Annotated in this window: 14 protein-coding genes and 1 other RNA gene; 4 read left to right on the top strand and 11 right to left on the bottom strand. The window is 58.4% G+C overall.

Annotated elements, in window-relative coordinates; translation table 11 throughout:
- Position 1: 1 nt before the first annotated feature.
- From mraZ to rsmI, 3 genes are all read right to left on the bottom strand, one after another.
- A complete protein-coding gene (gene mraZ, locus ACEVBK_RS03085) occupies positions 2 to 460 on the bottom strand; it encodes a division/cell wall cluster transcriptional repressor MraZ (RefSeq protein ID WP_375057142.1) in 459 nt (152 codons plus the stop codon).
- 280 nt (positions 461 to 740) lie between these two features.
- Positions 741 to 1,126: RNase P RNA component class A (rnpB, locus tag ACEVBK_RS03080), an RNA gene on the bottom strand.
- 42 nt (positions 1,127 to 1,168) lie between these two features.
- Positions 1,169 to 2,008, bottom strand: a complete 840-nt coding sequence (gene rsmI / locus ACEVBK_RS03075; protein WP_375057141.1) for a 16S rRNA (cytidine(1402)-2'-O)-methyltransferase — start codon at positions 2,006 to 2,008, stop codon at positions 1,169 to 1,171.
- 186 nt (positions 2,009 to 2,194) lie between these two features.
- Between rsmI and ACEVBK_RS03070 the strand changes: the two genes are divergently transcribed.
- Genes ACEVBK_RS03070 through dolP form a run of 4 tightly spaced genes read left to right on the top strand, consistent with a single transcriptional unit; the run spans position 2,195 to position 5,409 of the window.
- On the top strand, positions 2,195 to 3,892 hold the full coding sequence (locus ACEVBK_RS03070) for a penicillin-binding protein activator (RefSeq protein ID WP_375057140.1): 1,698 nt from the start codon (positions 2,195 to 2,197) through the stop codon (positions 3,890 to 3,892).
- Positions 3,864 to 4,229 carry a YraN family protein gene (locus tag ACEVBK_RS03065; RefSeq protein WP_375057139.1) on the top strand — a complete coding sequence of 122 codons (366 nt, stop codon included), beginning with the start codon at positions 3,864 to 3,866 and terminating at the stop codon, positions 4,227 to 4,229. Before ACEVBK_RS03070 ends, ACEVBK_RS03065 begins: the two co-directional genes overlap by 29 nt.
- Before the next feature lie 8 nt (positions 4,230 to 4,237).
- Positions 4,238 to 4,828, top strand: a complete 591-nt coding sequence (locus tag ACEVBK_RS03060; protein ID WP_106729301.1) for an SIS domain-containing protein — start codon at positions 4,238 to 4,240, stop codon at positions 4,826 to 4,828.
- On the top strand, positions 4,828 to 5,409 hold the full coding sequence (gene dolP, locus ACEVBK_RS03055) for a division/outer membrane stress-associated lipid-binding lipoprotein (protein WP_375057138.1): 582 nt from the start codon (positions 4,828 to 4,830) through the stop codon (positions 5,407 to 5,409). Before ACEVBK_RS03060 ends, dolP begins: the two co-directional genes overlap by 1 nt.
- Positions 5,410 to 5,455: 46 nt before the next feature.
- Here the strand turns inward: dolP and ACEVBK_RS03050 are convergent, their stop codons facing one another.
- The 8 genes from ACEVBK_RS03050 to zapE all read right to left on the bottom strand — a co-directional run bounded on the left by ACEVBK_RS03050 (position 5,456) and on the right by zapE (position 11,633).
- Entirely contained in the window at positions 5,456 to 5,890 is a 435-nt protein-coding gene (locus ACEVBK_RS03050; RefSeq protein WP_375058502.1) for a ClpXP protease specificity-enhancing factor, read from the bottom strand.
- Between the two features lie 11 nt (positions 5,891 to 5,901).
- A complete protein-coding gene (gene sspA, locus ACEVBK_RS03045; RefSeq protein WP_375057137.1) occupies positions 5,902 to 6,531 on the bottom strand; it encodes a stringent starvation protein SspA in 630 nt (209 codons plus the stop codon).
- An 88-nt stretch (positions 6,532 to 6,619) separates the two neighbouring features.
- Entirely contained in the window at positions 6,620 to 7,354 is a 735-nt protein-coding gene (locus ACEVBK_RS03040) for a cytochrome c1 (RefSeq protein WP_375057136.1), read from the bottom strand.
- Positions 7,351 to 8,568, bottom strand: coding sequence for a cytochrome bc complex cytochrome b subunit (locus ACEVBK_RS03035; protein WP_202082902.1), 1,218 nt, complete (start codon positions 8,566 to 8,568; stop codon positions 7,351 to 7,353). Before ACEVBK_RS03035 ends, ACEVBK_RS03040 begins: the two co-directional genes overlap by 4 nt.
- Positions 8,569 to 8,571: 3 nt before the next feature.
- Entirely contained in the window at positions 8,572 to 9,162 is a 591-nt protein-coding gene (gene petA, locus ACEVBK_RS03030) for a ubiquinol-cytochrome c reductase iron-sulfur subunit (protein ID WP_375057135.1), read from the bottom strand.
- Positions 9,163 to 9,447: 285 nt separating this feature from the next.
- Complete coding sequence (gene rpsI / locus ACEVBK_RS03025) at positions 9,448 to 9,840, bottom strand: 30S ribosomal protein S9 (protein ID WP_375057134.1); 393 nt, start codon at positions 9,838 to 9,840, stop codon at positions 9,448 to 9,450.
- Between the two features lie 15 nt (positions 9,841 to 9,855).
- Positions 9,856 to 10,284, bottom strand: a complete 429-nt coding sequence (gene rplM, locus ACEVBK_RS03020) for a 50S ribosomal protein L13 (RefSeq protein WP_202082898.1) — start codon at positions 10,282 to 10,284, stop codon at positions 9,856 to 9,858.
- A 254-nt stretch (positions 10,285 to 10,538) separates the two neighbouring features.
- Positions 10,539 to 11,633 (bottom strand): cell division protein ZapE, encoded by a 1,095-nt coding sequence (zapE, locus tag ACEVBK_RS03015; RefSeq protein ID WP_375057133.1) that lies wholly within the window; start codon positions 11,631 to 11,633, stop codon positions 10,539 to 10,541.
- Positions 11,634 to 11,795: the final 162 nt, after the last annotated feature.

Here is an 11,795-nt window from a genome sequence, read left to right as displayed (position 1 = left end):
GTTATAACGCAAAGTCCCGCAGTCGTTCCGATGATTCCCAGCCTTCCCCCGGAAGGGCCTGCAGATCATCGCTAATTTGTTGTTGCCAGCGGGTTTCGTTCCATATTTCGAACTTGTTGAGCTGACCCACCAGCATGATTTTTTTATCGAGTCCTGCGTGTTGCCTGAGCGGGCCCGGTATCAGAAACCGGCCCTGAGCATCCAACTCGCATTCGGCCGCATGCCCCAGCAACAACCGTTGCAGACGGCGCTCTTGCAGGTTGGTGCTCGACAGGGCCCGCAATTTTTTTTCTATTTGTTCCCACTCGGCCAGGGGGTACAGCAGCAGGCAGGGGTTGCTGATATCGATGGTGCAGATCAGGACCCCGTCACACTCATCGCGCAACGAATCCCGGAATCGTGTCGGTATTGCCAACCGGCCCTTGGTATCCAGGCTGATGGCGTGAGCACCACGCAGCATGCAGAGTCCTTATGATCTACTTTGTTCCACAAAAATCCACTTTTTCCCACCACGCTCAAGTGTAAGGAGGGGACTCAAGCTTTTCAAGCCAGGAAACGGAAGATAACGACAAAGAAGGGCCACCAGGGGCAATGGAGGAACTAGTCGACTGCTTTATAAGAAAATTTGCAAAAAAATGGTGTAAATATAATTTACTGCTAGCAGCCGATTCGGCCATCGCCGAATGACTCGGCCGATGCCGGTAATAAAAAACGCAGCCGAAGCTGCGTTTTTCAAAAAATAGCGGAGTCGGCCTGTAAGCCGGGTTCTGTGCCGAGCAAGCTCGGCTGGTAATCATTCCTCTAGGCCAGCAATCGCTCGCTGGCTCAAGCAACCTACCCGCCTCCAGCGCGGGCCGCGCCTGTAGGAGGCCTATTTGGTCTTGCTCCGGGTGGAGTTTACCGTGCCACGAACTGTTGCCAGTCGCGCGGTGCGCTCTTACCGCACCCTTTCACCCTTACCTGATCCCTTGCGGGCCATCGGCGGTCTGCTCTCTGTTGCACTGGTCGTAGGCTCACGCCCCCCAGGCGTTACCTGGCACCCTGCCCTGTGGAGCCCGGACTTTCCTCCCCTCCGCCCGTTTGCCCGAAAGCACAACGACGAAGCAGCGATTACCCGGCCAACTCCGCGGCGGAGTGTACACCAATGCCATGGAGGACACCAGCCGCCTTATGCCAGATGTTCCAGCCCGTACTTGTAGAGGGCATTTTTCTTGACCCCATGGATCTCGGCGGTCAGCGCCGCCGCCTTCTTCAGCGGCAGCTCGGCCCGCAGCAAGCCCAGGGTACGCAGCGCCTCGGCCGGCAGGTCATCCGCGTCGGGACGATGGCCGGCCACCATCAGCACGATCTCGCCCCGGCTACGGTTGTCGTCGCCCTTCAGCCATTCGAGCATCTCGGCAGCCGGTAAGCTGTGGATACTCTCGAAGGTCTTGGTCAGTTCCCGGGCCACCACCAGCCGCCGCTCTTCCCCCATCACCTCGACCAACGCGCGAACACTGTCGAGCAGGCGTCGGGGGGATTCGTAAAACACCAGGGTACGAGCTTCGTCCTTCAGGCTTTCCAGCTTGTCGAAGCGGGCCTTGTCCTTGGCCGGCAGAAACCCTTCGAACGCAAAGCGGTCGGTCGGCAGGCCCGCCGCCGATAGCGCCGTGATCGCGGCACAGGGGCCAGGCAAGGCAATCACCTGGATACCGGCATCACGACAGCTGTTGACCAAGTGATAACCGGGGTCGCTGATCAAGGGGGTGCCCGCATCCGAGACCAGGGCGATGGCCTGGCCCGCCAGTAAACGGGTGACCAACTGCTCCGACTTATATTGTTCATTATGATCATGCAGTGCCCAGGTAGGCGTACTAATCTGGTAATGAGACAGCAGCTTCGCGGTATGGCGAGTATCTTCGCAGGCAATTAAATCAACCTGTTGTAATGTTTCCAGAGCGCGCTGGCTGATATCATTCAGGTTGCCGATGGGGGTGGGCACAATATAAAGTGCGGCCGCTTGGCTCATAGGGACTCCTGTGCAAGCAATTGTTTCACCGTCATGGCCCTATTACACTTAGGACCAGAATGACTCAGCTTGGGATAAATGGGATTGGCGACACAATATCAACGCGACAGTGTAACACGGCTGCTGTGCACCCTGGTGCTTTCATCCATTCTTATGGCTTGCGGTACCGGCATCAGGGCACCTCTGGTGGCCCCACCGCCAGCGCCGGACATGTTCAGCATCATCGACCGGCCGGCCGATCAGTACCAAACCCTGGCCGAGCGGGCTGCCGAACCCGACGCCTTCAGTTGGCGGGTGCTGACCATTCGGGCGGCCCTTCAGCAGGGAGATACCGCCACCGCCGGCCAACAGCTGGAGGTACTGCGCCGGACCTCACCCCAGCAGCAATCCACCCTCGGGTTGCTGGAAGCGGCCCTGGTGCTGACCCAGGACAACCCGGCAGGGGCGTTGCAGCAATTGGCCACTCTCGACAGAACCCGGCTTTCCCGCGGCGGCAATATTTATTACCTGCTGCTCCAGGCCAACGCCCTGGAACGGCAACGGCAACCGCTGGAGGCGGCCAAGGCACTGGTCGAACGCCAGGAGCTGCTCGGCGGTGGTGATCGGGACAGCAACAGGGAGCATATCCATCGTCTCCTGCAACCCCTTTCCCCTCTGAGCCTGCGGCAGGCCCAGGGCCCCGGCAACAGTGCGCAGGCCAACGGCTGGTTCCGGCTGATGGCCATCCTGAACAGCGACAATCTCCAACCCGGGCAGCGCCAATGGCAGCTGCAATCCTGGCGTACCGCCTATCCGGACCACCCCGGCCAGGCCTATGTGGTCGGCACACCAACGGAGCCCGTCGTCATCTCGGCCTACCAGCCCGCCCATATTGCCGTGCTGCTTCCCCTGTCCGGACGCCTGGCGGAGCAGGCCGACGCCATCCGTAATGGTATCCTGAGTGCCCACCAGGGCCAGGCATCCCGGCTCAGTTTCTTCGACACCAACGGCCGGGACATGGCCAACCTGTATCACCAGGTGCAGCAGGCCGGGGCCGATTTCATCCTCGGCCCCCTGCTCAAGGAGGACGTGGACGCCCTGACCGAACTGGATCCGGCCATGCCGGTATTGGCACTCAATGTGCCCGCCTATCAGCCGGGCCTGCCGCACCTGTACTACTTCTCCCTGTCGCCGGAAGCGGAAGCAGCCGAAGCAGCCCGCCACATGTGGGATCAGGGCCACCGCCAGCCGCTGGTGTTTGCCCCCAACAACGAACTCGGTCGCCGGGTGGCGACCGAGTTCGGCCAGCGCTGGCAGCAGCAGAGCGGTCAAGCGGCTATTCTGGCCTATTTTGCCGGACAGTCTTCCATCGAGTCGGACGTTCGCCGGGCGCTGGCCAGCAGCCCTCGTCCCGCCGCGGCCGGCGTCATACAGCCGCTCGGCGATACCGGCTGGGCGGCCCAGCCGATTGACTCGGTCTTTATGGTCACCAACGCCACCGAAACCCGGGTAATACTGCCTTATTTCGACTTTGTACGGGACAGCCGTGCCGCCCGTCTGCCCACCTATGTGACATCACGCAGCTATGTACCGGATGACGACGCGCCGATGAGCGAGCTCAACGGACTGCAACTGGCCGACATGCCCTGGATTTTCGACGGGGCCCCACAACTCAGGCAGGAAGTGGCCACGCTGTGGCCGAATGCCGGGATCACCTGGCAGCGGCTGTTCGCCTTCGGCTATGATGCGCTGACCCTGATCCCGCAGTTGTCCCAGATGAGGGAAGGAGCCCCCCCGGTCCCGGCCCTCACGGGGGAATTGACCGCATCACCACAGGGGGTGCTGCAGCGAAGGCTGCAATGGATGGAGTACCGTAATGGCGCATGGCTTCCCGGCGGGCAGTAAACGCGATCAGGGCGAGCGGCACGAACGCCGGGCAGAACAGTTCCTGCTCGACCGGGGCTTGTGCCTGATAGAACGCAACTACCAGTGCCGGCTCGGGGAAATCGATCTGATCATGCGCAGTGATGACACCCTGGTATTTGTCGAAGTTCGCTACCGCAAAAATACCCACTTCGGTGGCGCCGCCGCCTCGGTGAGTCCGGCCAAACAACAACGCTTGCGCCGCGCCGCGCTCAGCTACTTGCAATCAAAAGGATTGAACGAATCCCGTCAGTCCTGTCGTTTTGACTTGGTCGCCTGTGAAGGGACCGACATTAACTGGATCGCCAACGCTTTTTAAGGACCCTCATGCAGGAAGAAATCAAGGCCAGCTTTACCGAAAGCATTCAAACCAAAATCGCCGCCGCCGAAGCCCTGCCGGACGACATCCTGGCGGCGGCGCAAATGATGGTGATGTGCCTGCTTAACGGCAACAAGCTGCTGGTGTGTGGCAACGGCGGCTCCAACGCCCTGGCGCAACTGTTCGTCAGCGAGTTAATCAACCGCTATGAAACCGAGCGGCCCGCCCTGCCCGCCCTCTGCCTCACCCTGGATACCAGCAGTATCAGCGCTATTTCGGTGGATCAGCACTTCGATGAGGCCTACGCCCGCCAAATCCGCGCCCTGGGCCAGGCCGGAGACGTACTGGTGGTGATCTCCACCAGTGGCCACAGCCGCAACCTGATCAAGGCGGCCGAAGCGGCCCTGAGCCGGGACATGACCATAGTGGCGCTGAGCGGTGGCGACGGCGGCGAGCTGGCCGGTCTGCTCGGCCCCAACGACGTGGAAATCCGGGTTCCGGCCTTGCGGGCACCGCGAATTCATGAAGTCAATCTGCTGACCCTGCACTGCCTCTGTGATTTGATAGACCGAACCCTCTTTCCCCAACAGGAAGATTAATGATGAAACAACGACTCTTGCTTCTCCTGGCGGCGTTCACCCTGCTGCAGGGGTGTGCCGGTATCATGGTCGCCGGCGCCGGTACCGGCGTCGGTGCCGTTACCGATCGCCGTACCGTGTCGACCCAGGTCAGTGACCAGGCCATCGACCTGCGCGCCCTGCACCGGCTGGGCGAAACCAAGCCATTGTGGGACGACAGCCGCCTGGCGGTCATCACCACCAACGCCAAGACCCTGCTGATTGGGCAGACTCCCACCGAAGCCTATCGCCAGCAGGCGGAAGAGATAGTCAAAAACGTGCCCGGGGTGGCCGAGGTGTTCAACGAGATCCGTCTGGGTCAGCCCCTCTCACTTTCGGCGCGCAGCCAGGATACCTGGCTGACCTCCAAGGTGAAAAGCACCCTGCTGGCCGAGAAGAACATCGACGGTACCAAGATCAAGGTGGTCTCCGAAAACGCCGAGGTCTTCCTGATCGGCCTGGTCACCCAGAAAGAGGCGGAAATCGCCGTGCAACTGACCCGAACCATCAGCGGGGTAGCCAAGGTCGTCACCGTTTTCGAATTCGTACAGGCGGCACCTTAGTCTCAAATCGCGACCGGCATAAAAAACGCAGCCGAGGCTGCGTTTTTTATTTGATGACCCGCAAGTTGGGCTTGCCCTTCTTGCCCGTCGAAGGCTGGGATTCGTCCATTTCCGGCGGTGGCTCGGTAACGTCGCCCTCCTCGTCGGCGGTGGCCAGCCAGGCATCGTAGGCGGGCTCCGGCGGGAAGAAGGTACCGGCCCCGTTTTCCCGAGCCTGCACGGCAACAATGGCCGCCATCGGGATATAGACCTGGAACGGTGCACCACCGAAACGGGCGCTGAAACTGACCGCCTCGTTATCCATCTGCAGGCCGACCACCGCCCTCGGCGCAATATTCAGCACTATTTGGCCATCCTCGACATACTGCCGGGGCACCATGGTGTGCGGTACCTCCGCATTCACCAGCAGATGCGGCGTCAGCTCGTTGTCCAGCAGCCAGTCGTAGAAAGCGCGCAGCAAATAGGGCCGGCTGGGCGTCATCTCATCCATGATTATACCTTGCCGCCGATATCACGCTCGGCTTCGGTCAGGGAGGCCTGGAAGGATTCCCGCTCGAACAACCGGATCATGTAGGCTTTCACTTCCTTGGCGCCGCGACCGGACAACTCGATCCCCAGGGAAGGCAGACGCCACAACAGCGGAGCCATATAGCAATCCACCAGGCTGAACTCTTCGCTCATGAAGTAAGGGTATTCCGCAAAGACCGGGGCCACGGACAGTAGAGCCTCACGCAACTCCTTACGCGCATCCTCGGCCTTGTCGCCGCGCTGAATGCGTTTGACCAGGGAGTACCAGTCCTGCTCGATACGGTGCATCATCAGCCGACTGGTACCCCGGGCTACCGGATACACCGGCATCAGGGGTGGATGGGGAAACCGCTCGTCCAGGTATTCCATGATGATACGAGATTCATAAAGTACCAGCTCCCGATCGACCAGGGTCGGCACGGTACCGTAAGGGTTCAGCTCCAGCATGTCCTCGGGCAGGCTGTCAGGCTCCACCTGACTGATCTCCACACTGACCCCTTTTTCCGCCAGGACGATACGCACCTGGTGGCTGTAAATATCGTCAGCACCTGAAAACAGCGTCATGATAGAACGCTTATTGGCCGCAACTGCCATTGAATCCTCCGCAAATCATAAATGGGAACGGCAATGGAAGCATTTTTGCCCCATTGCCGCTCCCCTGTTTAGCTTAGACGATGTCTAATCAGTGTACGTCACGCCAGTATTCTTTCTTCAGCAGATATGCAAAGACGAAGAAGATGGCCAGGAAACCCAGTACCCAGTACCCCATACGCTGACGCTCCAGCTTGACTGGCTCACCGGAGTAAACCAGGAAGTTGACGATGTCAAGCACCGCATGGTCGTATTCTTCCGCGGCCATCTCGCCGTTGCCGTCGGCCTTGATGCCCACCGGGGTTTCCACTTCATGACCGTCAACGGTACGTACTATGGTTTCCAGGCGGGCAGAGCCCTGCAGGGGTTCCAGTACGTGCGGCATACCCACGGAGGGGAACACCAGGTTGTTCACGCCGAAGGGACGGCTGTCATCCTTATAGAAGGAGCGCAGGTAAGTATAGAGCCAATCGGCACCACGCACCCGGGCCACCAGTGTCAGATCGGGAGGCGGCGCACCAAACCAGTTGGCCGCATCCTTCTCGGGAATGGCACTGTGCATCAGTCCACCGATGGGAGCACCGGTGAAGTTCAGATTGGCCTGCATGATGTCTTCCGGGATCCCCAGGTCTTCCGCCACCCGGTTGTAACGCTGGTACTGGGTGTTGTGGCAGCCGGCACAATAGTTCATGAACAGCTTGGCCCCATTTTGCAGCGAGCCCTGGTCACGCAGGTCGTAGTTGGCCTTGTCCAGCGCGACGCTGGGACCAGCAGCCATCACCAGCGACGGCAGCAAGGTCAATGCGGCTATGATTAACTTCTTCATTTGAACGTAACCCTCTCTGGCAGCGGCTTGGTTTTTTCGTTTTTGCTGTAGAAGAACAACAGAACGAAGAAGGCGAAATAGCCGAACGAACACACCTGGGCAAGCAGGGTCAGTGCCGGAGTAGACGGCAGCGCGCCCAGGATCCCCAGAATGATGAAGCAGATAACGAACTGCACGATATTGAGCAGGTGCAGTTTGCTGCGATAACGGAAGGAACGTACCTTGCAACGATCCAGCCAGGGCAGCACGAACAACACCGCAATCGACAAGCCCATCAGAATAACGCCCATCAGCTTATCGGGAACGGCCCGCAGAATGGCGTAGAAAGGGGTAAAGTACCAGACCGGCGCGATGTGCTCTGGCGTCTTCAGGCCGTTGGCCGCCTCGAAGTTCGGTGCTTCCAGGAAGTAGCCGCCACCTTCGGGCATGAAGAAGATCACGAAGGCAAACAGGAACAGGAAGCCGGCCACACCCACCACGTCCTTGACGGTGTAGTAAGGGTGGAAGGGAATGGCGTCTTTCGGCCAGCCGTTCTCGTCCTTGTTCTTCTTGATGTCGATACCGTCGGGGTTGTTGGAACCCACTTCGTGCAACGCCACTATGTGCAGGAACACCAGCAGCACCAGCACCAGCGGCAACGCGATGACATGCAGCGCGAAGAAGCGGTTCAGGGTGGCACCGGAGATCACGTAGTCACCACGGATCCACAGGGTCAGATCGTCACCGATGACCGGGATGGCACCAAACAGGGAGATGATGACCTGGGCCCCCCAGAAGGACATCTGGCCCCAAGGCAGCAGGTACCCCATGAAGGCTTCCGCCATCAGTACCAGGAAAATCAGCATGCCAAAAATCCACAGCAGTTCACGGGGCTTCTGGTAAGAGCCGTAAATCAGGCCGCGAAACATGTGCAGATAGACGACGACGAAAAAGGCGGAGGCGCCGGTGGAGTGCATGTAACGCAGCAACCAGCCGTACTCCACATCCCGCATGATGTATTCGATGGACGCGAAAGCGCCATCACCAGACGGGTTATAATGCATGGTCAGGAAGATACCGGTCAGGATCTGGTTGACCAGAACCAGCATGGCAAGAGAGCCGAAGAAGTACCAGAAGTTGAAATTTTTCGGCGCAGGATACTGACCTACATGCTTGTTGTAGGTCGCCGTCATCGGAATCCGCTCGTCAATCCAGCTTACGAGTTTACCCAGCATGATTTAGGCTCCTTCCTTGTCTTCACCGACCAGAATGGTGGTGTCATTGACATAGTAATAGGGGGGAATGACCAGGTTCAGCGGGGCAGGTACACCCTGGAACACGCGTCCGGCCATATCGAACTTGGAGCCGTGACAGGGGCAGAAGAAACCGGCGCTCACGCCCTGCACCTGCTCACCGAAGGTGTTGGGCAGGTAGGTGGGCGAACATCCCAGGTGAGTACAGAGCCCCACCGCCACAAACACTTCCGGCTTGATCGAACGATAAGCATTCTGGGCATACTCAGGCTGTTGCGGCTCCCTGGAGTCGGGGTCACGCAGCTGGTTGTCATGCTGGGATAAGGTATCCAGGATTTCCTGGGTACGGCGGACCATCCACACCGGATTGCCACGCCACTCAACCCGGATCAACTGACCGGGCTCCATCTTGCTGATATCGACTTCTACCGGGGCCCCTGCCGCTTTTGCCTTGGCACTGGGGTTCCAGGATTTAATGAAGGGCACAGCGACAAAAGCAGCTCCGACCCCACCCACGGCTGTGGTTGACCAGGTCAGAAATCTGCGGCGACCGGTATCAACTGGCGCATTGCTCATCCAAAAACTCTCCCATTTGGTCTCCGCGCGTTTATTGTTCGTTCCATGCATTGAGACTGCTTGTGACAACTGCGGCGGATATCATGGTTTCAATTGCCACAAAAAAACCCCGAAATTCTAAAGAAAAGCGCGGTCTTTTACAAGGACGGGTAAAGGGCCGAAAAGTCGTTATTTAGCAAGATAATTTGTTATAAAACAACAAATTATTAGTGGATTCGACCCGAGGGTTCCCCTATAGAAAAGCCCGGGTAAACCCGGGCTTTGATATATAAACTGCAATCCCAATTAACGCTTGGAGAACTGGGGACGCTTACGCGCTTTGTGCAGACCGACTTTCTTACGCTCAACGCGACGAGCGTCACGAGTCACGAAGCCAGCCTTACGCAGCGAGCCGCGCAGGGTTTCGTCGTATTGCATCAGGGCACGGGTAATGCCGTGACGGATAGCGCCGGCCTGACCGGAGATGCCACCACCGGCAACGGTGATGTACAGATCCAGTTTTCCGGTCATTTCAACCAGCTCCAGCGGCTGACGTACCACCATGCGGGCGGTTTCGCGGCCAAAGTACTGATCCAGTGAACGCTTGTTGATAACGATGTTACCGCTACCCGGCTTTACGAATACGCGCGCAGTAGCGCTTTTGCGACGACCGGTACCGTAGTATTGAGTTTCTGCCATTTGCCTAATCCCGTCTTAGATGTCCAGTACTTGAGGTTGTTGCGCAGCGTGGTTGTGCTGGCTGCCGGCAAAGACTTTCATCTTGCGGAACATAGCACGACCCAGCGGGCCACGGGGCAGCATGCCGCGAACGGCAGACTCAATTACCATCTCGGGCTTGCGGTCGATCAGCTTCTCGAAGCTGATGGACTTGATGCCACCCGGGAAACCGGAGTGAGAGTAGTAAATTTTGTCTTCGGCTTTATTACCGGTTACCTGAATTTTCTCGGCATTGATAACGATGATGTAATCACCACAGTCAACGTGCGGAGTAAATTCCGGCTTATGCTTACCGCGCAGACGACGAGCGATCTCGGTGGCCAGACGACCCAGAGTTTTGCCTTCTGCATCAACAACATACCAGTCACGCTTAACGGTTTCTGGCTTAGCAACAAAAGTTTTCATGGATAAACCCAAATTACTGAAAATGAATCCTACACTTGCGCACCATGCGCAAAACACGACCAGACCTGCACCCCTTCGAGCACCAGTCTGCTTACTGTGATGCTGTCTTATCGACAGCTGTGTAACGTGGGCCGGGCGATTATAGGTAAAGTTGCCTTAAAAATCACCTGCTAATTTCAATGCCCACTGAAATTAGTCGGCCCGCCCGCCCCTTCCCCGTGATCATGCCCAGACCCCGGGGGCGCATATTGTGACTAAGGAAGGTGCTCTCTGGCAAGATATTCGTGGGACTGCATTTCAGTCAGCCGGGAGAGGCAGCGTTTGAACTCGAAATTGAGCCGGCCCTGGCCATAGAGTTGTTCCATGGGCACCGCCGCCGAGATGATCAGCTTGACATGGCGTTCGTAGAATTCATCGACCATGGCGATAAAGCGGCGGGCGGCATCATCGCTGTCCAGCCCCATGGGCATGACGTTGGCCAGCAGCACCGAGTGGTAGCAGCGTGCCAGTTCGATATAGTCGAACTGGGAGCGGGGCGTACAGCACAGCTCCCGGAAATCGATATAGAGTACCCCATCCCCTTCCGCAATGGTCTTGAGGCGTCGATGATTGATCTCGATGCTCGCTCCCCAACTGCCCGGCTCATTGGTCAGGCGGGCGAAATACTGCTCCAGGTTGGTCTTGGCCTGGCCGTCCAGGGGCGAGTGGTAGATTTCCGCCTGTTCCAGGGTGCGCAGCCGGTAATCCACGCCGGAGTCGACGTTGACCACTTCACAGTGCTCTTTAATCAGGGCGATGGCCGGCAGGAAGCGGGCCCGCTGCAGGCCATTGCGATAGAGTTCGTCCGGCGGAATATTGGAAGTGGCCACCAGTATGACGCCATGGCCAAACAGGTACTGAAACAGGGTGCCCAGGATCATGGCGTCGGTGATATCGGACACGAAAAATTCGTCGAAACAAATCACCCGAGCCTCCCGGGCCAGGCGCTCCGCCACCAGCCTGAGCGGATCTGACTGCCCTTTCAGCGTGTTCAGTTCGTCATGCACTCGTCCCATGAAGCGGTGAAAGTGTACCCTGAGCTTGTTGTCGAACGGCAGGCAATCATAGAAGGTATCCACCAGGTAGGTTTTACCCCGGCCAACCCCCCCCCAGAAGTAGAGCCCCCTGATGGTTCGCGTCTGCACCGGCTTGCCGGTCAGTTTCTGCCACAGGCTGAGCCTGGGCTGCTCCTGGGGCGCCCGCAAGTCATCAAACAGCCGCTGCAGATGAGACACGGCCATGGCCTGGGCCGGATCGCGGACAAAATCGGGGCGGCTAAGATCCGCCTGGTATTTTTCGCTCGGGGTCATTAGGGTATATGAAAGCGATAGGGGCCCCCAGTGTAAATGCCCTGTCCCTCCCTGAGCAACCCCTGGCCGACAGCAGGGACTTGATCTTCCATGCAAAAAACACAATTAATGGGGAGATGAAGTAATTGCGACCGAACCGGAACTCTTGCTGCCCAGATCCGG

Source organism: Zobellella sp. DQSA1, assembly GCF_041950555.1.
Lineage (GTDB): Bacteria > Pseudomonadota > Gammaproteobacteria > Enterobacterales > Aeromonadaceae > Oceanimonas.
This window is presented reverse-complemented; position numbering and strand designations above follow the sequence as displayed.

What these genes read in the sequence shown, in the direction of transcription:
- ACEVBK_RS03065 (WP_375057139.1), top strand. Translation starts at nt 3,864, where the DNA reads ATGGCGCATGGCTTCCCGGCGGGCAGTAAACGCGATCAGGGCGAGCGG.
- mraZ (WP_375057142.1), bottom strand. Translation starts at nt 460, where the DNA reads ATGCTGCGTGGTGCTCACGCCATCAGCCTGGATACCAAGGGCCGGTTG.
- rplM (WP_202082898.1), bottom strand. Translation starts at nt 10,284, where the DNA reads ATGAAAACTTTTGTTGCTAAGCCAGAAACCGTTAAGCGTGACTGGTAT.
- dolP (WP_375057138.1), top strand. Translation starts at nt 4,828, where the DNA reads ATGATGAAACAACGACTCTTGCTTCTCCTGGCGGCGTTCACCCTGCTG.
- sspA (WP_375057137.1), bottom strand. Translation starts at nt 6,531, where the DNA reads ATGGCAGTTGCGGCCAATAAGCGTTCTATCATGACGCTGTTTTCAGGT.
- ACEVBK_RS03060 (WP_106729301.1), top strand. Translation starts at nt 4,238, where the DNA reads ATGCAGGAAGAAATCAAGGCCAGCTTTACCGAAAGCATTCAAACCAAA.
- ACEVBK_RS03040 (WP_375057136.1), bottom strand. Translation starts at nt 7,354, where the DNA reads ATGAAGAAGTTAATCATAGCCGCATTGACCTTGCTGCCGTCGCTGGTG.
- rpsI (WP_375057134.1), bottom strand. Translation starts at nt 9,840, where the DNA reads ATGGCAGAAACTCAATACTACGGTACCGGTCGTCGCAAAAGCGCTACT.
- ACEVBK_RS03050 (WP_375058502.1), bottom strand. Translation starts at nt 5,890, where the DNA reads ATGACGCCCAGCCGGCCCTATTTGCTGCGCGCTTTCTACGACTGGCTG.
- ACEVBK_RS03035 (WP_202082902.1), bottom strand. Translation starts at nt 8,568, where the DNA reads ATGCTGGGTAAACTCGTAAGCTGGATTGACGAGCGGATTCCGATGACG.
- zapE (WP_375057133.1), bottom strand. Translation starts at nt 11,633, where the DNA reads ATGACCCCGAGCGAAAAATACCAGGCGGATCTTAGCCGCCCCGATTTT.
- petA (WP_375057135.1), bottom strand. Translation starts at nt 9,162, where the DNA reads ATGAGCAATGCGCCAGTTGATACCGGTCGCCGCAGATTTCTGACCTGG.
- rsmI (WP_375057141.1), bottom strand. Translation starts at nt 2,008, where the DNA reads ATGAGCCAAGCGGCCGCACTTTATATTGTGCCCACCCCCATCGGCAAC.